Origin of the sequence: Rheinheimera marina (assembly GCF_042654345.1) — a bacterium.
Classification (GTDB): Bacteria; Pseudomonadota; Gammaproteobacteria; order Enterobacterales; family Alteromonadaceae; genus Pararheinheimera; species Pararheinheimera marina.
In genome coordinates this window covers 1-20,564 of the sequence record NZ_JBHSGB010000003.1, presented here as the reverse complement: position 1 = coordinate 20,564, position 20,564 = coordinate 1, and the positions used below count along the sequence as shown (strand labels likewise).

Here is a 20,564-nt window from a genome sequence, read left to right as displayed (position 1 = left end):
AAACAGCGCCAGAACTGGGTTTTTACTCATGTATGGTTTTCGTACAGCAGCACGTCCCACAAATGCACTGTAAATTTATTCATGTCGCCTTTTCAAACAGGTGGAGAATGTTGGCGATTGACCGTAAAGCGGGAACAGCATAAATTCGCTGTTCTAAACAGCGAATATTAAAAGGATTTATTGCATGTCTGAGGTTGCAAACAGCGCATGGCCATACAGTTGGGAAGTGATTATGCGCTACCGCTTGATTGAAATTATCGCGTTATGGGAAGGACGTCTTACCTCAAACCATTTATGCCATAGCTTTCAAATTCAGCGGCAACAGGCGTCAAAAGACATCAATCGCTACAACAAAGAAATTGCGCCCGGCAATTTGGTGCTGGACCGTAAACTGAAAGGCTATAAACCTTCTTCCAGCTTTAAACCTGTGTTTACCAAAGGCCTGGCTGATGAGTACCTGCATGCAATGGCCAGCCGACGCGAAATTGCCCACACATTCAGTAGCCTCGACCTGGGCTTTGACCAAACCGAAATGCTGCACCCGCCGATGCGGCAGGTAAACCCGGATATTTTACGGGCACTGGTGCAAGCCGCCCGCGACGGCCAAAAAATAGATATGGGTTATGTTTCATTAAAATCACCCGACGAGGAAAGCCGCATCATTACCCCGCATACGCTGGTGTTTACGCCACTGCGCTGGCACGTGCGCGCTTATTGTGAGAAAAACCGCGACTACCGCGATTTTGTGCTGAGCCGTTTTCGCAGTATTCATGGAGTGGAAGGCTCAAGCGACAACTTAAAAGAACAAGACGAGCGCTGGAATACCCTGGTGAATATTGTGCTGAAACCAGATCCCCGCCTCACCGATTACCAACGCAGCATTGTGGAACACGACTACGACATGACCGACGGCAAACACGTGATCAGCACCCGCTCGGCGCTTATTCCTTATGCCATACAACTGCTGAATATTGATTTAAGTAAACTGGACATCAAACCAGAAGCGCAGCAGATTGTGGTCGACAACTTGGATGAAGTAGAAAAGCACGCGTTTTAAGCGAATAGCCAATAGCGCCGGGTAAAAAGGAGTATTCAAAGCATGAAAGTTATTTTCTCGCACGGTAAAGAAAGTGGCCCCTAGGGTTCAAAAATCCGCAGCTTGGCAACTATTGCTCAGCAGCTGCAATGCACCGTTGATAGCATTGACTACACCGACCTGACAAACCCGGAACAGCGGGTAGCCCGTTTAACCGCTTTACTGCAACAACAAAACGACGATTTGGTACCAATTCACGAGAACCAAGCGTCGCTATACAGTGCCCGCATATGCCAAGTAACCCATAGCTGCAGCGAGTATTATCACAGCTCCACTAAACGACCAAACAACACCATTAACTCTTCGTATTAGGATCAACTCTTTGCGTTCAAATTCGTTATTAAGCTTATCAATCAACTGATTAAGAACTTCAACGTCCTGCGAATGTTGTTTTGCATTCTCACCAAGTTGTTGATGCAATTGAGCATGATCAGTCGTCAAAGTAGATAATTTGTGGTTTTGGTTCTCGACTTCACTAGACCAGTTTTGCTGATGCTGACTTAAGCTTGCAAAAACTTTATCTTTATCTAATTGCCAACGTTGATCATACTCAACCTGCTGCTGTTTTACATTTTGCATAGTGAGTGATAGGGAGTCCGAAACTCTTTGTTCAAACGTGGCGAGGGTCTGTTGTAATTGCTCTTCAACCTGAGCAATTTGTTGCATACTTTGTTGTAAGGAAAGTTGCATCTGCTGCTGATGAGCATCAAGACGATTCGAGGCTTCAATTTTGAATGTGTGGAGTTGTTGAGTTTGTTGACTGACTAAATCTGCATACTCAGCTTCAATAGATTGTCTAATTTTATCAATTTCCACCATGCGATCTTCAAAACTCATGATTAATGAGTCTCGTGTTTCTTTAACATCATTGGCGATTCTTATAAGCTTCAGCGCACCATCCTGAGTCAATCCTTTTAACTCAAAATAATCGTTCACTAATTTTTCAAGTTTATTATTCTGCTCTTCAAGATTAAATTGCTGCTCTTGCAGTTCTTTATCATTTTTGGCCAGTTTTACTGTCTGTTCTTTGATCTTATGTTGTTGTTCAGACAGTTCATTTTGTTGGATATTCAGCTGTTGAGATTGTGCAACAGAGATAACCATCAGTTGCCCCAGTTTTTTTGAAAAACTAGCTTGAAGCTCTGCTGCTGACAATTGTGCATCTTCTAACTCGTCTTTGTTCCACCAACGCCCCACAAAATTTCTTTTTTCGTGCTTTTCTCTCGCGGTTTTTAAACCATCCAGTTCGTCATAATCTTTTTTAAAACCCTCTAACAAAGCCTTCATATCTACTTGATCAATAAGGTCTTGCGGGATATTTACCTGAGACATAGTTTTAACGACTTTAGCAAGTTCCGTTTTCATTCTTATTTGTCCTTATGTTCTTCGAAATTTTGCATTAATAGCTCTAATTCGTCTTGCTGACTTTTAAATTTATCGATGCCTTTTTCCAAGTTAATAATGGTTTTAGCACGGTTATCTAAGATGCGTTTACCAATATCAACAGCGGCAGTCGTGTGGTCCAAAGACAAACGGAAATTATTTTCTATTGCGCCATATTCAGTTGCGATCTGTTGGTACTGAATCGAACACTGATATTGCGATTCAACCCAATCTGCCATGAGATGAATATTCTTTTTCATCTCAGCAAGATTTGCTTCCTGGGCTTGCAGCAATTCAGTCCCTGTAGTTGATAACCAATCAAAGAACCGGTCAATTCCGAATATTACTAATGCTGTAGTTATCCCAGTTAAAATACCCGTAACCGCGAGAGAAATAACTTCGGCCATTGGAACCAGAATTGGGATGGTCATAATAAAGCCCTTGATGGACTCTTCTAACAACATGCCCAGCCCCATAGTGACAACACCGGCAAATATCTTGGCAACTTGACGACAAACTTCGCTAAAAGGTTGATCTTTCGGTGGGTTGACTAACAGCTTGATTGCGTCCCATAAACCTTTCATACCTTCACGAATAATGGTGACTACTTTTGCTGAAGTTGTAATAACAGAGTTGATAATAAACGTAAGTAAGTTGCTAACAAAACCCTGCACACCGCCCTGTAGAGCAGATTGCAATGCATCTTTTAGTTTTGCTATCACGCGGTTTGCAACACGTTTAAATGCTGCAATTAAGCGGTCAATTAACGATTCATCATCTGGTTGGTTTATTAATTTTTTTATTTCAACAAATGAACCATTAATAAACTCATACAGGAGGGTACCAAGGGCTTGCCGTAACGCGTTTTTACCAGCTTCTTTTACACCGGTTACAGCCAATTCTTTTCCATGATATTTAATCCTGTCGGATGTCGTAGGCATATGCTGATCAATCGACTCCCGCGCTTTATCTATGATCGGTGTTACAATTTCTGGGTCATATCCATTTTCTTCAGACAACGCTCTCTCGGCAGGTTTATCGCTTTTTTCTCGATTATTCTCCATAGTTGTAAAGTGAAGATTATCTTTCTCTGATGCTATTTTTTTGCGGGTGTTCTTATCCAGCATCCAACCACCTTTTCGATGAATTTCAGCAAGTGGAATTGTATGATCTGCTTCCGCATTTAAAAATTGCTTTCCAGAATTCGTTGTTCTTCGAGTTGGTTCTATTTTGCCGGTATATTCGTCTACAAAGACCTGACTATCCATTGTGCCGTTTTGTACCGCTTCCCTCATTTTATCCTTTTTCGCTTGGGTATAGTCATAATCAGCATCACGACCATACTCTTCTGTACCTTTTGCAAAAATCCCTTGGTCGGCATTATGTTGAGTAGTTACATTCCCCCCAGCTTTATCTTCAAACATCGCCGGAGTTAAGCCAAATGGGCCTATTACTTGTTGCAAAACTTGCTGCTGACAACTGTTTAATAGTTCTTGCAGTCTTTGCTCACGTAACTGACTTTTAGTTTGAGCTGTATTCATTGTTTGGTCCTTCACGCTCTTTCCTTCATTGCTAATTAATTCAAATATTTTTCAACGCGAACGTTAATAGGGATTCACGCATCTGGCTATATTTCGTTAAACCCACTCTTCCCCAAGGCTTTCCGCCTGCGACAACACCAGCTGCACCGCATCATCTGCCATATCTGGCGGATACTTGTACTTGCGCAGAATCCGCTTCACCATCAAACGCAAACTGGCGCGCACGCTTTCGCGTTTACTCCAATCGATGGTGATGTTTTTACGCAGGTTATCGGTGAGTTCGTGGGCGATTTTCTTCAGCGTTTCATCGCCCAGCTGCAGCACTGCTGCTTCGTTGTTGGCCAGTGCGTCGTAGAACTTCACTTCGTCATCGGAAAGGCCAAGCGCTTCACCGCGTTTGGCGGCTTCTTTGAACTTTTTGGCCATTTCGACCAATTCTTCCATCACTTGCGCAGTTTCAATGCTGCGGTTTTGGTAACGGGTAACGACGTTACTGAGCAACTCTGAGAATTTCTTCTGCTGAATGAGGTTGGTGGAAAAACGGGATTTGATCTCGCCTTCCAGTAACCGTTCCAAAAGTTCGACCGCCAAGTTTTTCTCGGGCAGGTTTTGTACTTCCGCTAAGAAGTCATCATCGAGCAGGCCTATGTTGGGTTTATCGAGGCCGACCGCAGCGAAGATATCGACCACCTGATCGGACACAATGGCCTGACCAATGATTTGCCGGATGGCGAGGTCTTTTTCTTCGTCGCTGCGTTTTTTATCCGACACATCCTTTTTGGTCAGGATGACTTTGACGGCCTGCAAGAACGCTACTTCTTCGCGCACGGCTTTGGCTTCATCCATGGTGCAGCACAAGCTAAAGGCTTTGCTCATGGCCAATGCATTGTCGGCAAAACGCTTCTTGCCATCTTTGATGCCAAGAATATGGTTGGCGGCACCAGCCAATAATTTGTGGCTACTGGCCTCAAAATCGCTGTAGTCAAAACCATGCATCAGGCCGCGCAGGATATCGAGTTTTTCCTCAAGCACCGCCCAGGCTTCAGCTGTATCGACCGTTGGTTTACCTCGGCCATTACTAGCGGTGTATTCCTTCAGGGCTGATTTCAGTTCGTTGGCAATGCCGATGTAATCAACAACCAAGCCACCTTGTTTGTCTTTAAATACGCGGTTTACCCGTGCAATGGCCTGCATCAGGTTGTGGCCTTTCATCGGTTTATCCACATACAGCGTATGCACACAAGGCGCATCAAAGCCAGTGAGCCACATATCGCGCACAATGACCAGCTGCAGCGAGTCTTTCGGATCTTTAAAGCGCTTTTCTAGTCGCTTTTTCACTTGTTTCGGGTAAATGTGCGGGCGAAGCAAAGCTTTGTCGCTGGCAGAGCCAGTCATGACGATTTTGATCGCCCCCTTTTCTGGGTCTTCATCGTGCCACTCGGGTTTAAGCGCGACAATAGCATCGTACAAGTGCACACAGATCTCGCGGCTCATCGCCACCACCATGGCTTTGCCCAATTGTGTCTGATTGCGCTCTTCAAAGTGGGCGACCAAATCTGCGGCCACTTTAGCAATCCTTGGCTCGGCACCGACGACTTTTTCCAGCGCCGCCCAGCGAGTCTTCAGTTTGCTTTGCTGCGATTCTTCTTCATCTTCAGCCAGCTCATCCACTTCCTCATCGATATGCGGTAACTCATCGGCTTTTAAGCTGAGCTTGGCCAAGCGTGATTCGTAATAAATGGCCACAGTCGCGCCATCTTCTTTCGCTTGCTGCATGTCGTAGATGTGGATGTAATCACCAAACACAGCGCGAGTGTCGCGATCTTCACTGGAAACTGGCGTGCCGGTAAAGGCCACGAAGGTGGCGTTGGGCAATGCGTCGCGTAAATGCTGGGCGTAACCGACTTGGTAGACATATTTGCCAGACGCTTCGCCGACAGATGCTGCTTTCTCTTTAAGCTTGGCTTCAAAACCATACTGAGTACGGTGCGCTTCGTCGGCAATAACCACAATGTTATGCCGGTCGGATAATAGCGGAAACACATCTTCATCTTCGCCAGGGGCGAACTTTTGAATGGTGGCGAAAACGATACCACCGGATGGCCGGTTACTTAGTTTTGCACGCAAGTCTTGCCGTGTTTCCACTTGCACTGGCTGCTCACGCAATAAATCTTGTGCCAGTGAGAACACGCCAAACAATTGGCCATCCAAATCATTGCGGTCGGTAATGACCACAATGGTCGGGTTTTGCATTGCCGCTTCGCGCATCACTCGGGCGGCAAAGCAGGTCATGGTGATACTTTTACCACTGCCTTGGGTATGCCAAACCACACCGCCTTTGCCTTTTTTCGCGGATTGATTATCAGAGCGCGAAGCGGTAACGACTTGCGTAATGGCGGCACGCACCGCATGGAATTGGTGATAACCGGCGATCTTTTTCACCAAAGTACCGTCATCTTCAAACAGCACAAAAAACCGCAAGTAATCGAGGAAATACTCAGGCGCAAATACGCCGCGCACCATGGTTTCCAGTTCATTAAATTGGCCCAGCGGGTCGAGTTTCACACCATCGATGGTACGCCACTGCATATAACGTTCAGCGTTACTGGAAAGCGACCCCATCCGTGCTTCCGAGCCATCGGAAATCACCAGAATTTCGTTGTACTGGAACACATCAGGAATTTGTTCTTTATAAGTCTGAATTTGGTCGTAAGCTTTCCAAATATCAGCATTCACATCGGCAGGGTTTTTCAGCTCTAACAGCACCAATGGCAAGCCGTTGATAAACAGAATAATGTCGGGCCTGCGCGAATGTTTTGGGCCTTTTAAGGTGTATTGATTAACCGCTAAAAACTCATTGAGGCCTTGTCGGTTTTCCCAATCAATCAGGTAAACAAAATCACCACGGGTTTCGCCGTCTTTTTGGTATCGAACAGGAACACCATTCACCAACAAGTTATGAAAATGCCGGTTTGCGGTGAGTAGCGCAGGAATGCCTAAATCCAACACTTGCTTGATGGCATCTTCACGGGCCACCAATGGTATTTGCGGGTTAATGCGGGCAATGGCATAACGCAAACGCTCAACCAACACCGGTTGAACATAATCGGCTCGCTCAGGCACAGGGCCATCGGGCGCGATATTGTAACCACAGATATGGGTGTAGCCGGTTTCAGTGAACCACTGCAAAACTTCCTGTTCGAGCTGATCTTCGGTCATCCTTCGTCCCTGTTTTTATGCCGCTGCAGTACTTGCTTGTTTGATACCTTGTTGCAACGATGAAATCAAGTTTTTCGCAGCATTTTCATCTTCTAAATCATAAGGTAACGCCAATAACTGCAAGTCTGAACTAAACGAGAAGTGCAGTGGTTCAGCGTTGGCCGGAAACTTATCCCAGGCTGGGTAAATCAGTACTAAGGTGCCTTGGCCATTCAGGTATTTATGGCCATAAGCAAACATCTGATAAAAATCTTGTTGGCTCATGCCATAGTTTTTATCTCGTGAGTCCAGGTATAACAGCTTCCATTTTGTGTCTAGAATCCAGCGCTGATAAGCCTGATTAGAAGATGCAAGCCTTAATGATAAATCTGGCTCCAAGCGGAATATTTCATTTTGCAAATGCGAACAGAGATAGTGTGATGCAAGCTGTGGTCTAAGCTCGTTCCCTCGCCCTGGTAGATTGGCTAAAGCTCTGCTCAACTCAACTGCCACATAACTCTCAAACAACTTTTCCATTGGGAATAACAAACTTAAGCCGCGCCAGTCGCCCTGAACTGCGATTGGCACATGCTGGTTTAACACAAATTCGCACCATGGCTTGATGGCTTGGTAATGCGCCATCAGGCGACTGTCTTGCCAACGCTGAAAATCATCTGTGATGTCAGTCGAATCAGGTAAATCATGCAGCAAGCTTTGTAATTCATGCGCCAAACGCCAGTTTTCACTGTCTTGTGTGGTCACGCAAATTTTCAATAACGCGGTTTTGAGCAACCGGTTTTCGGGGCGGTCCGCACTGAATACATCATGTTGAATATGAAACAAATGCTCGCGGCCTGGTGCTTGCCGCAGTTGTTTTTGCACATCCAAACGCCCACGTAAAAAACGTTGTTGCTCTTCTATGCGCTGATATTCAAAGCGCAGCCCTCGCTTAAATAGAAAATCCAGTTCTTGTAAGAACTGTCGCATCAGCCATTCAGGTAAGGCAGTATCAAAACGCTCGATACTGGCGTGGCTCGAATCCCTGCTTTTGATATCCAGCGCGTTACAAATCAGCTTACATAACAGCCGCCTGGCACTATCAATACAGTTCGTTGCGCTTCGATGTTTTGGCAGGATCTCAATCACTTGGCCGCAGGGCGACTCCAGTACGCCAACAAAGTTATCAAGGCGCAGCCATTGTTGATTATCCAGTTCCAACAGGACCAAACCATTGGCACGAAATTGCTGGCCAAGTTCGACTAACCAGCGAAAAGCACTGGCCGTGATCTGTGCCCGGTCTAGAGTATTTTCGGCAAGCTCAGCAAATGTTAGCCGGGCGTATTCGCGCACAACGACGGCTTTACTCATTGTGCAACGGTCTCGTCCTGATAAATCAGCTGGTAAGATTCGACGCTGTCAAATGCATCCTGATTGATTTCCCAGCGGTCCCGCGCTTTGATTTGCGACACGCCTTTAAATAGCTCTGCAATGGGTTTACCGGCGGCTTTTCGGATAAAAGCGGATTCTGGTACTTTGTTCTGATCATTGAGCACCCAGGCGATACGCTGCCAGTCTTCAAAAAAGTATTCCTGCAACAACGGTAATACCTTGTGCTGAAACACCTGTGCTAGTTCAGCAAGACTTGCAGTTTCTGGTGCCTTGACAGGCCGGTGATCAGGATGCAAATGCATAAATGACGCATGGCCAATACAGTGGTCTTTATCTAACAACACACTGATGCGATCATTGATGGTTTTAAGCATCAACTCGAGATCAATATTTTCGACGAACACTTCTGCCAGTAATTCTGGCTGCGGTGGCATTTCGATAAAATCAAAGCGACGGCGCAGCGCTAAATCCAGTCCCGCTAATGAGCGGTCAGCAGTATTCATAGTGCCAATAATGTAGAGGTTATCCGGCACCGCAAACTTGTCGCCCGTCAGCGGCAACACGACCTCTAACGGCTCGTTGCCGCCCAGGCGTTTGGACGGTTCAATTAACGTAATCAGTTCACCAAAAATACGGGAAATGTTACCCCGATTGATTTCGTCGATGACCAAAACAAAGTTCTGGCGCTCGACAGCCGCAGTGTTTTGCTGCTCGCCCAAGGCTTTGATATGGCTTATCAAACTTTCGTAATAAGGCTGTAAGCCTCCTTTAATCACTCGCTGTTGGTTAAACACTGCTTGTAAGGTACTCACAGACAGCGAATGAACCGAGTCACCACTGCTTTTATCAAATCGAATCGTATTGTCATCAACTTCCGTGATTAAAAAAGTTGAACGACGGGTGGTTATCGTTACCCCCTCAGCATTACCAGATAATTGTTCCAAGAACAGCTCCCAGCAGCGCTCGAAAGAGGTGCTGATTGCTTGCTGACCAGTGTGTTGGTTGTCTTTGGCTTTTTGTACCAACTTTTTAAATACACCGTTTTTCGGCGCATACTGAATTTTTCCGCTATCGCTGCTGGCTGTGAGCCCCTCAACAAAGTCTTCATAGCTATAGCTTTGGTGAAAGGTCACAAAAACAATACGACCAGCATCGGCTAACGCCTTGTACTTCACCTTCAGTTCGTCGCGGTTCTTCCATCTAGCGCTCGGATCAGCTGCCCTTACAGCAGCTTCCATCGTGATAAAAGTCTTACCGGTACCAGGCGGGCCGAAGTAGATTTGGTTTAATGGGGCTGAATGTACAGTTGGCATTGGGCTGTCCTTTTCCTCTGCTTCTTCAGAGAAATCAGTTTGAATTTTTGCTTCTTTACTTCGAGCCGACAGCGCTTCAAATAACTGCCAAATGGCCACGTTATTTTCTGCAACTTTTGTCATATTGACACCGGCTTCCTGCAAGCCAGTAAAAATCCAGGCATTTTGAGTTGGCCAGTCGTCAGGCAAAAGCACATCTAAGGTAAACTCCTGCTGTAAGCACTTCAGCACTTTTTTACAGTTAGCTGGGCCAACGATTGTGCTGTACTGCTCAGCTGCAAATGCTGAAAATACACGATTAATCACCACCTCATAGGTCTTCGCAAATGCGCCTTGTGTTACTGCTGCTTTCCAAGTTTTGAAGACACTTTGATGAGTTTCAGCCGATGGCGAAGTTCTGATTGACTCCGCAACATCTCTTAAAAAGACCTTTTGTTTTTCGAATGCTTCTTTGGGTAAAACGCCCGGCATCACTGAACAGATACCGTTATAAGGTGGAGCCCATAGCCATTCCAGCATATCATCACCAATCGGTGTTGCACTTTGCTTCAGTTGCTGGATTTCTCCCAGTCGTTCTTTGAATTTCGGTAGCCACTCACTTCTTGAATTCACTTCATCTTGCTGAGTCCACTCAATAAACTGCCGCAGACTATGCACATCACGACCAGCTTGCCATTGAGTATTCAACTCAGTCGCCAGACTCTGTGGTACTTCAACACCAGAGGTAATGGGTGTCCAACGAAATGGCTTGTTCTGTTTATCATTGAAGCGCTCAAGTAATAATAACGGTAGTAAGCCATCGCCACATGTCCTGCGTACTTCATCAATATCTACTTTGATATAACGCCAAGTTTTATTAGTGTCAGCCCAGTATGGAGCTACAAATGATGTTTGGGATACAGTGCCCTTGGCAACAATTCCCCGCGGATTCTGACCTAATTGCATTATGTAAATGGTGTCGCCAACTTGTGGTTGGGATGAATGACAAGACCATTGAATATCTGTCCCCACAACAACTTGATCAGAGCCGCCTTCTTTCGCGTTGGCAGGGTTCCAGGTAAGCAGATAAGACTTCGTCAGATTTTCCGCCGGTACAGATTCTACATATTCAGCCCATCGTTTAAGGGCATTTATGACAACATTATTCCCCCTAAGACCTATCTCCTCATATGCCCCTCCATGGTCAAAATCTGCGATTATTTGTTGTAACGCAGCAACATCTGAGATTGACCAAACCACTTGCTCACCATGGTGAGATGCTTGATTAACACCTGAAACATAAGAGTTTATTGTGTTGCCAGTGTGGCCTCGATCATGAAGAAACTGCTTAAATCCTTCCTTACTGAATGTCATTCAATTTCCTCATCATCGTTCTATAAATCAACATCATCAGCAACTACCGGGTTCTTCCAACAGCCAGAGCTTCGTGAATCAAAAAACTCAACTTGTGCAACGCCGATTGACAGAAGCTGTTCTTCAATACGTGCAGCATCACGCTGGTGCTCTGGGCATAGAGGATAAAGCGATACAGCAACACGTCTTGGTACACTTCGTTTTAGTTGATGTAATAAATGCGCTTCTTGCTCACCTAAGCGCCAGCCGTAAATCACCAACGTAGATCCAATATCCGGGATGGCATTAAAATACACTTCGGATAAATAATTAGATGCTCCGATGGCTTCTCGCTTCTGTACGCTAGTGCCTTCACTGACAAACATTGGTACATATCGACCGTTTTCCCAGCCAGCAATAATTTCCTCGAGTAAACGGCCACCATCTGCTGTGATTTTCAGCTCTCTATCATTTGGATTACGTGCGAGAACCAAATTGCCATGCGGGTAAAAAAATATAGTGACAGTTTGATTGCGTCGAAGGGGCTCACGTAACCTCGCCCAGTCATCATCCAAAGCACCATTGACTAAGCAATCTTTAAACCTGTGCTCGCCCGCTAAAGCATCGTTACCACGAAGAGCTGCCCAGTAAACAATAAGGTCGTAGTTAAGAGACAGTACTGTTTTAAACCGACGCATAAATTGGTATATGGGTTCAAGATTTGGCAAAGCTTCGGCGTGAGTTAGATGCGTTGCTCGTATAGTTTCAATTAATGCTGTTCTAACCTGCTGATAGGCAGCATCAACTACTTCTGACTCAATTCCTAATGCCTGATTGACCTGCTTTGCCTGCCATAGTTTTCTGAGCACATACTCAAAATCAGTAGAATTATCAAAACGTTCAAAAACTTGCCGCACCGGTTCAGTTAAAAAACCACGCTCACTTGCAGCTGCAAACAACGACGAATAACTAAAGCGAGGGTCAACAGCAATACTGGCGCCATTACCTAACAACAAACCGTCATTGTAATGTTCTGCGATATCAGCCCATTGGTGTATCTGAACAGGCATCAGCTTATTCCCTCGATTGCGGCTTGTGCTTCGGGTAGACGCAGTTGGCCTGAAATTAGGCGGGGTAACAACGTATCACGCATATGTGCCAAAGTTTTAGCTTGTTTATGATTAGCTGAAATGCTCTGTTGGATCGGAGTAACTACCTGAGAAAACGCTGTAGCTATTGGTTTATCCGGTATCGCTAAATTAAAACTGCCCAAAACATCATTTTGAACCCGCTGGCGTCCGCTCGTACCGGACATACTCCGGATTGCAAACTCTCTAAATACAGATTGCCGCGCAAGTAGATAGCCATGGAAATCAGGCAACGGTGCTTTCGGTTTCAGAACAACAAATTCAGTAGATCCCCAGCCCGTTTCATTTGGTTCGAGAAAATCAACAAATGCTGTTTTGCCATTTTCAAGGCATGGGGTAATGCGGGCTAATAATGTATCGCCGTTACAAAACTTAGTCCCAGAGCCAAACTCTCGATCTATAACTTCCCCAGTGACATGCCCTTGAGTTTGAACACTAGCCATATCTAAATATTTTGCGACCACGCCTTTCTTTAACAGCCGTTTCGGATTGATTTCGTAAGCCTCATCAAGCGTTATCCAACTCCATCCCTCAGGGATTGGGCCTTGGGGGGAGTCGGTGAAGGTGGCTGGGAATAGGGCTTGAATTTCTGGGGGCAGGCTTGGAGATTGCGTGCCTGCGTTGGCGTGCACCGGATCAAAATCCACAAACCACGACTTAAACAACGCCTGCGCAATCGCCTCTAAAGTGGCATTGGTTTCGCGGAGTAGAGTGATGCGGTCGTCATGCGCTGTAAGGATTCTTCCTATTTCACCTTGCAGCCATATAGGAGGCAGGCGAAATTCATAATCACAAATACGGCTGGGAGATGTATGCTTTACCGTCGAACCAGTCGCTGTTGACACAACCCAATGACGATAGTCAGCTGTTCTCATCAAATAGTGCAAGAAATCTAATTCTACTGGAGCGTCTTTCTTTATCTGAACTAAGCCAACTCGCTGATTATGAAGCCATATTGTACCCTCTGTTTCTGGGACCATCGCGGCATACCCCAGCGTATCTGCTGCTTTACTCAAATCTGTCATAGTGACAATTAAATCGCCATTTTTTAGCACGTACTCCTTGGGATATTCGCCAGAATAGAACTTGCCTTTCCCCAATTGAAATCCACCGCCGATTGCAAAGTTTCCTGGCGTTGTCAATTGAAGTTCAGTCGGCTCATCACTGAAGAATTCGCCCTTAAAAGCAAAACCATGCTTAACTGTAATCAAGTCGGACAGTTTTACTAATGGCCAATTTTGGGGCTCAAAACTCATAACCCAGCCCCCCCAACTTCTGCCGGATTAACTGGTCCAGTTCTGCGCCCTTGGCCATTTGTTCAGCTAGTTTCTCAGTGAGCATGGTCATTTTGTCGGCAAAAGCTTCGTCGCAATCTTCCACTTCTTCTGCGCCGACATAACGGCCTGGCGTTAGCACATGGCCATGCTCGGCAATTTCGCTGAGCGGGACGCTGCGGCAGAAACCGGCGATGTCCTGATAACCTTGCTCAAAGCCTTCAACGCCGGACATATCTTCACTCTTTGTAGAAGAGAGGCGCCATGCTTTGGCGGTATTGGCAATACGGTCAATGGCGGCTTGGTCCAGCTCGCTTTGCACACGGCTAATCATCCGGCCCAGTTTGCGAGCGTCTATAAACAACACTTCGCCTTTGCGTGCGGTTTTTTGTTTGGTTAAAAACCATAAACACGCTGGAATTTGGGTGTTAAAAAACAGCTGGCCTGGCAGGGCGACCATCACTTCCACCACGTCGGCGTCAACCATGGCGCGGCGGATATCGCCTTCGCTATTTTGGCTGGATGACATCGAGCCATTGGCCAACACAATACCGGCGCGGCCAGTTGGTTTTAAGTGATACAACATATGTTGCAGCCACGCATAGTTGGCGTTGCCTTGTGGCGGAGTGCCATACATCCAGCGTGGGTCGCCTTCTAAACTGCCATGCCACCAGTCGCTGATGTTAAATGGCGGGTTGGCGAGGATATAGTCGGCGCGTAAATCGCTGTGCTGGTTTTTGGTAAAGGTGTCGCCTGGTTCACGACCTAAGTTAAAGTCGATACCGCGAATGGCGAGGTTCATTGCCGCCAAGCGCCATGTGGTCGGGTTGGATTCCTGACCATAAATCGACACATCACCCAGCTTACCGCCATGCGCTTCGATAAACTTTTCCGACTGCACGAACATACCGCCCGAGCCACAGCATGGGTCGTACACTTTGCCTTGGTGCGGGTCGAGTACGGCCACTAAGGTGTTGACGATAGACTGTGGCGTATAGAACTGCCCGCCTTTTTTGCCTTCTGCGCTGGCGAACTGGCCTAAAAAGTATTCGTACACTTGGCCTAAGATATCGCGGGCTTTGGATTGGTCTTCGCCAAAACCGATGGTGGAGATTAAATCAACGAGCTCTCCGAGCTTGCCATCTGGTAGCGGGGCACGGGCGTAGCGTTTATCCAAAATGCCTTTGAGGCTTGGGTTTTCCAGTTCAATGGCGGCTAATGCATCATCAATGCGTTTGCCGATATCGGCTTGCTTGGCATTGGCACGCAAGGCTTCCCAGCGGGCAGTTTCCGGCACCCAAAACACGTTGGCCGATTTGTAGTAGTCGCGGTCTTCCAGCTCAGCATCGATATCATCAGAGCTTGCATCAGCGAAGTAGAGTTCATCGCTCTCATCTGCCAAACGCTTACGCAGCTCCGCCTGACGGCTTGAGAACGAGTCAGAGATAAATTTTAAGAAAATCAGGCCAAGGGCAATGTGTTTGTATTCAGCTGCATCGACGTTGGCGCGTAGTTTGTCGGCGGTCGACCAGAGTGTTTTTTTGATGTCTTGGAGCATGGAAAATCCTTGTTAAAGCCCGTTGCAGCAAATGTGGCGAAGGCTAATGCTGCCGTCTAATTAGTTTGCGGGCTAATGTACCTAAAAAATTGAATTTCGCGAATGATAAATAGCTGAAACCTGGCAATATTTAATGCCAATAGCCTATCACGAACCAAGCCATATTCATTCAAACCTGATATGAACAGCACTTTCCAACATGCTTTTAATCCGCTTTTTGTCTTCTTTATCATCCACTGCAGCATACTGCTCCGGGTTTCGGTTTACTAAAGCGTGGGTGGCTCTAAAGCTGCCGTCGGCAAGCTCGGTCAAATGTATTTCGTCGATACAAACGCCTGTCCAGCTGCGGTGCTGGTACAGCACGTTATTATCAAAGTAGCTGAACCATTTTTCTTCCATTTCCTCTGGAATTGCACCCTGCATCAGCGCCGCGGCCTGCATCCGGCTAAAAGTAAGATTAAGCTCAATACGGCTGTGGGTACCTGGTAGCGCTTCGGTTTGCCAGTCGGTTTTTACTGCCGGAAACTTCCCCAACAAACAAAGCGGTAAGCAGGTTAAAAACCAACGCTCTGCCGCGTCCAGTATGGCGAGGTCGCGCTGCCGGCCCAGCTTGTTGGTAGAAAGCGCAACTCTTGCTTTGGCCTGACTGAATGAAAACCATTGAATTTGCTGTGTTTCCCAACTGAACGCTTCTTGCCGTTGGCCTTCTTCTGCACGCATCAGAAAAAATGCCGAGCTGCTGTTGCCACTTTCAAATACTCCCGGTAATACCCCGATAATGCGCGCGCGGTAACCTGTTTCTTCATAAAGCTCGCGTAGCGCCGTATCGGCTGGCTGTTCGTTGGCGTCGGGTTTGCCTTTGGCAAAGGTCCATACATAACCGTCAAAATGATTGCTGGGTTCACGCAGCAGTATTTCACCCCGCGCATTTATCAGCACAGCACCGTATGCCTGTGCTGCTGCAATTTGCCACTGTTGCTGCTCTGCCATGGTTTGTTCCTGCATTTAGGGTTGGTTTAAGTCTGCAATAAGTTGCCTGACTTCGGGCCTGGCTCTGCCGTAGCTAACAATCTGCACATCGAGTGCACAATGCTGATACAGCCGAATCGCCCTTTGAATGGCTGCCACAATCCATTCGGTTTTATTGCCAAAAGCGCCCCCTCCCAGCAACGTTAAAAACACTTTGTTATTGCCGGTGGCAACGGCATTGATAACGGCTGCAGCGAATGTGGCTTCGTAAGCGGCATCCAGTATTAATTGTGCAAACCGCACCCATTGCTGACTTTCAAAAGTGCAATAAGCCACCGGCAAAGCAGAACAATAAGCCTGGGTAACCAGATGCTGACAGTGCGGCAACGTTACTTGTGTATTGGACTGAATGCCGATACGAAGTTGTGACCTGAGCTCATCTAAAGCCGCTTCACTGCATTGGCTTAGCCGCAGATCCAGCACGTTTAAGCCTTGTGCTGTTGGCAGCACATAACCATTTTGCATACGCCAATATTGTGTTTCGGTATTGCCAACTGCTGCGGCGAAGTCCGACAGCATATCAAGTTGCCGGCTTTTGCTTTGGCCAACCTTGCCATCTACCTCAACAAAATAATTGCGATAAATAGTGTCGGCGCCACAAGCAATAGCGCAGGCCGGGCCCTGGGTACGGTCGTACTGGTAATTGCTGATACCATGCTCGGGATTTTTATCTGGTGACACCATTTCCAGCAAATTAAATTGTGAAGCCACCTGAAAGAATGCACCGGCGTTGCTAGGGTCGCGATGTAATGCCTGCACATCTGCGACGGTTTCCGATAGCCTGAGTTTACCTGCCAGCGCCTGCTGCAACGGCTTCACCATTTGCCGCAACTCGGCAAGCTTTGGCGTGCTGAGCTCCCCACACACAAAAGCCCGGCCATTCATGTTGTTGTATAGCTGCCCATTTGAATAAAACAGCTGAGAGTAGATTGTTGCCGCATCTTCGGCAAAACCTGTGAGTTCTTCAAACCACATATATTGTTTACTCCCTGCAAGCTTTTAATGCGCTTAGCCTAAAGCAAATCTGCAGAAAACAAAGACTGGATGAAGATACATGTATTGTTCCCATACATCACTTTTTGCCAGCATCTGCTGCCACGGTGTTTTTCGGCACAAAAGGCTACACAATCACTTCAGGTTTTTTATTGTTCAGATCGCTTTTTGTTCAGGCAACTTTCAACATTACTGGCAGTTAATTGGGAAACACTTTTTGGAGCTTTGCTGATGCGTAAAACATACATCTTCGCTGCGCTGCTGCTGGCTCTAAGCTTTGGTGCACTGGCGGCCAACACCCAGCCAAACGGCACCACAAAAAACCTTGCCAGCAAAACCTACGACGCCAAAGGCAAGCTCGTCAGCAGAACATCAGCCACTGGGCAACACTATGATGCAAAAGGCAAATATCTAGGAAAAACCACCACTCAAGGCAAACACCATGACGCTAAAGGCCGTTATTTAGGCAAAACAGTGCAGCTACAGCATGGCAGCAGAGAATACGATGCCAAAGGCAAATTTCAGGCAAGAACCACCAGCAACGGCCGCAGTTACGACGCCAAAGGCCGCTATCAGGGCACTGTTAAACCCAATGGCGTAAAGCTGGATGCAAAGGGCAGGAAGGTTGGTGTGGTGAAAGTTCCCCCTGGGCACTAATGCAGTATTGTTTAACTGCTTTTGTTCACGAAGCATCAATGATTGGCAAAAAATTGACGAACTGGTATTGCATGCCTCCGGACACTTCACTTGCATTTTCGGTTTATAAAACTCTGAATTAAAAGACTACAAATCAGTATTGTGATGTCTAGCAGAACTATGGCAAAATCAAACTAAAATAGGAACAAATGAGAAGTTCATGAGTAATTCAATCGTTTCGCTGTCTGAACAGGCATTTTTTACCATCATCACAGCAGCACTCGAAGCTTTTCAAGTTGACCATTCGAAACTGGAAGACGGTACAGAAATTCATCTGGAGACTTTTGGTAACTTATGGGGCCACGAGACTGCATTAAATAACGGCGCTGTTGTCTATCACGTCACAAGTGCAGATGTATCCACTTCGGCATCCCGTGAAAAAACGATGGTTACCCCCAAAGATGAGGCTTATGCGTTAAAAAGTAACTTCATCAATTATTTTTTTCCTGAGCTCAAATACTTAGGTGATTATCACAGCCATCCATACAGTTTTGCACAGGACAACGTAAAGACCGAGTTAGATCTCGAACGTCAGCAGTTATACCACTTCTCGACCGGAGATTTTAATTCGGTGAAGTATGAGCAGGAAGAAAATAACAAAGATTACCGGGTGGGTTTAGTTGTCACTGTCTATCAGCGTGATGAGCCAACAAAACGAGCAGATCAGTGGATGGACGATTTAAGCTGTATTCGTTTTCAATACGATAATCTGACACTCTGGGTGAAGGCTTATGTTTGGGCAGGAGATGACTATCGTAAACGCGCAGACAAGAAAGTGAACCTGATTTGTCCAGCTTTGGGGTTTGCTCTTAGAAATATTAAAGTGTCCGAATAACGAGTTTGTTCACCTCAAAGCAAGGCTTTGATGGTGCACTGACGCTGTTTTCAACTGAAGCTGCAGCACTGCGACACATTATGTCGCGCCTTTCTTTAATCTACTTAAGATAATAAAGGAGGGCTTATGGCTGAAGCGAAGATTGTAATTCTGGGTGTCGGTGGGCTGGGTTGTGCCGCGCTGGAACATTTAGGGCAGTTTGTTTTACAGGGTAATGTCCGGACTGTGGCGGCAAGCACATCAGCAGCTGAATTACGGGCAGCCAGTGCAGAGCATAAAGTTTTATTGGGTTTTGAACTCGCTGGCGGCGAAGGTTGTGGCGGCAATAGCGAGCTGGCTCGTGAGGCAACTATGTTGTCGAAGCAGGATCTGCTCGAAACCCTGGCTGACACTGATTTAGTTCTGATGATTGCAGGCATGGGCGGTGGACATGGTCTCGGTGCCGCCCCTGCCATTACAACCATGCTGGCTGAATTAAAAATTCCTGTCTTGGCTTTTGTGGCCACTCCCTTCAATTTTGAAGGAAAACGCCGCAACCAATTGAGTGAACAAGGTATAGCTGCGCTGTTGCAAACCGGATGTGCCGTAGTGGTACTGCCTAATGATCAACTTTCAGCAGCGCTGGGTGCAGGTTTTAGTCTGCAACAGGCTTTTTCGGCAATTCATCAGGTTTTATATCAGTTGTTATGTGCACTGCTGGAAATGCTGTCTGAGCTGGGCCTTATTAATCTTGATTTTAATGACTTTGTGCAGGTAATTTCACACAATGGACTGGCTGTTGTTGGTATTGCTGATATAGCAGCAGAGGACTCAATACCGATGATTTTACAGCGTTTGTTAAATAACCCCTTAATCAAATGTCAGTCGGTTCATTCTGCACAGGCCGCTCTGCTCCACCTTGCCGCTGATAACACATTTAAGCTTGAACAGTTTGAAGCAACTGGCAGCTATCTGGCGCAGCAGATACCTTCGGCCAATCTGATATTGCAGGGTTTAACCCTCAGATCTGACAGTGCCAGGCGCGGCAGTGTTTTGCTATTGGCCTGCGGTATCAGGCATCACCAACCTCTGTGCTGAAAGTGCATCCCAAGGCAATGAAACAAGGAATTTTATGTCAGCGTCATCGAGCCAAACCACTATAGCCAGGCACTGGGAGTTATTAAAACTGTTGCCATCCCATGGGCCTGGACTTGAATCAAAAGTGTTTACGCAGAAACTGGCCGATTCCGGTTTTCAGATATCCAAACGCACTGTCGAAAGAGATTTACAGGAGTTGTCGGCTATTTTTCCCATCCAGTGTAATGACAAAAGCATTCCCTATGGCTGGCATTGGCTTGCAGGGGCTGGGCTTCATTTTTCCGCGTTGACGGTCACTGAAGCCTTGAGCTTGGCTTTAGTCGAAAGTCAGGTACGTCAGTTATTACCCGCCCCATTATTAAGTAGCATCGCCCCGCTTTTTGCTCAGGCCAACCAAAAATTGAATGCGTTAAAACAAAGTGTGGCAAACACAAAGAGCCCGGATAAATTTGTTTCAGTGACGCCCACCATGCCCCTACAACCTCCTGCTTTAGATGAACAAATATTGCGTCAGCTCCAGCAGGCCCTGCTCGATGAAAAGCAGTTGGATGTCCGATACCATTCCCTGCATAAAAACAGTATTAAATGCTATAGGCTAAACCCTGCATGCTTCGGCTGATTCCGATCACTCATTTCGGTCCAATCCGATCACCCATTTCGGTTTAATCCGATCGCCTATTTCGGTTTTATCCGATCACTTTT

The 20,564-nt window shown here is 46.5% G+C and carries 15 protein-coding genes; 5 read left to right on the top strand and 10 right to left on the bottom strand.

All coding sequences use genetic code 11. The features are described 5' to 3' along the window. Positions 1–184: 184 nt before the first annotated feature. Positions 185–1,057, top strand: coding sequence for a BrxR family helix-turn-helix transcriptional regulator (locus tag ACFO3I_RS03130; RefSeq protein ID WP_377331674.1), 873 nt, complete (start codon positions 185–187; stop codon positions 1,055–1,057). A gap of 252 nt (positions 1,058–1,309) precedes the next feature. On the opposite strand, the gene ACFO3I_RS03125 is transcribed toward ACFO3I_RS03130, so the two are convergent. The 10 genes from ACFO3I_RS03125 to ACFO3I_RS03080 all read right to left on the bottom strand — a co-directional run bounded on the left by ACFO3I_RS03125 (position 1,310) and on the right by ACFO3I_RS03080 (position 17,236). Continuing rightward, positions 1,310–2,461 (bottom strand): coiled-coil domain-containing protein, encoded by a 1,152-nt coding sequence (locus ACFO3I_RS03125; RefSeq protein ID WP_377331672.1) that lies wholly within the window; start codon positions 2,459–2,461, stop codon positions 1,310–1,312. 2 nt (positions 2,462–2,463) lie between these two features. Further along, positions 2,464–4,020, bottom strand: coding sequence for an AI-2E family transporter (locus ACFO3I_RS03120; RefSeq protein ID WP_377331670.1), 1,557 nt, complete (start codon positions 4,018–4,020; stop codon positions 2,464–2,466). Positions 4,021–4,116: 96 nt separating this feature from the next. Further along, positions 4,117–7,239 carry a type I restriction endonuclease subunit R gene (locus ACFO3I_RS03115; protein ID WP_377331668.1) on the bottom strand — a complete coding sequence of 1,041 codons (3,123 nt, stop codon included), beginning with the start codon at positions 7,237–7,239 and terminating at the stop codon, positions 4,117–4,119. Between the two features lie 15 nt (positions 7,240–7,254). Further along, positions 7,255–8,586: an McrC family protein gene (locus ACFO3I_RS03110; protein ID WP_377331667.1), complete on the bottom strand. Its 1,332-nt coding sequence runs from the start codon at positions 8,584–8,586 to the stop codon at positions 7,255–7,257. After that, positions 8,583–11,273, bottom strand: a complete 2,691-nt coding sequence (locus ACFO3I_RS03105; RefSeq protein ID WP_377331665.1) for an McrB family protein — start codon at positions 11,271–11,273, stop codon at positions 8,583–8,585. Before ACFO3I_RS03105 ends, ACFO3I_RS03110 begins: the two co-directional genes overlap by 4 nt. A 20-nt stretch (positions 11,274–11,293) precedes the next feature. Next, entirely contained in the window at positions 11,294–12,322 is a 1,029-nt protein-coding gene (locus tag ACFO3I_RS03100; RefSeq protein WP_377331663.1) for a DUF4917 family protein, read from the bottom strand. Next, complete coding sequence (locus tag ACFO3I_RS03095; protein ID WP_377331661.1) at positions 12,322–13,656, bottom strand: restriction endonuclease subunit S; 1,335 nt, start codon at positions 13,654–13,656, stop codon at positions 12,322–12,324. The genes ACFO3I_RS03100 and ACFO3I_RS03095 overlap by 1 nt, the downstream gene beginning before the upstream one ends. Next, positions 13,646–15,232, bottom strand: a complete 1,587-nt coding sequence (locus ACFO3I_RS03090; RefSeq protein WP_377331659.1) for a class I SAM-dependent DNA methyltransferase — start codon at positions 15,230–15,232, stop codon at positions 13,646–13,648. The genes ACFO3I_RS03095 and ACFO3I_RS03090 overlap by 11 nt, the downstream gene beginning before the upstream one ends. Positions 15,233–15,397: 165 nt before the next feature. Beyond that, on the bottom strand, positions 15,398–16,222 hold the full coding sequence (locus tag ACFO3I_RS03085; protein ID WP_377331657.1) for an NUDIX hydrolase: 825 nt from the start codon (positions 16,220–16,222) through the stop codon (positions 15,398–15,400). A 15-nt stretch (positions 16,223–16,237) separates the two neighbouring features. Then, positions 16,238–17,236 carry a hypothetical protein gene (locus tag ACFO3I_RS03080; RefSeq protein ID WP_377331655.1) on the bottom strand — a complete coding sequence of 333 codons (999 nt, stop codon included), beginning with the start codon at positions 17,234–17,236 and terminating at the stop codon, positions 16,238–16,240. A gap of 249 nt (positions 17,237–17,485) precedes the next feature. Between ACFO3I_RS03080 and ACFO3I_RS03075 the strand changes: the two genes are divergently transcribed. From ACFO3I_RS03075 to ACFO3I_RS03060, 4 genes are all read left to right on the top strand, one after another. Further along, entirely contained in the window at positions 17,486–17,911 is a 426-nt protein-coding gene (locus ACFO3I_RS03075; protein WP_377331654.1) for a hypothetical protein, read from the top strand. 199 nt (positions 17,912–18,110) lie between these two features. Then, positions 18,111–18,785: a hypothetical protein gene (locus ACFO3I_RS03070; RefSeq protein WP_377331652.1), complete on the top strand. Its 675-nt coding sequence runs from the start codon at positions 18,111–18,113 to the stop codon at positions 18,783–18,785. Between the two features lie 126 nt (positions 18,786–18,911). Beyond that, the gene (locus tag ACFO3I_RS03065; protein WP_377331651.1) at positions 18,912–19,862 is read left to right on the top strand and encodes an FtsZ/tubulin family protein; all 951 of its coding nucleotides are present in this window, start codon (positions 18,912–18,914) and stop codon (positions 19,860–19,862) included. A 34-nt stretch (positions 19,863–19,896) separates the two neighbouring features. After that, complete coding sequence (locus ACFO3I_RS03060; RefSeq protein ID WP_377331649.1) at positions 19,897–20,481, top strand: helix-turn-helix transcriptional regulator; 585 nt, start codon at positions 19,897–19,899, stop codon at positions 20,479–20,481. Positions 20,482–20,564 lie beyond the last annotated feature (83 nt).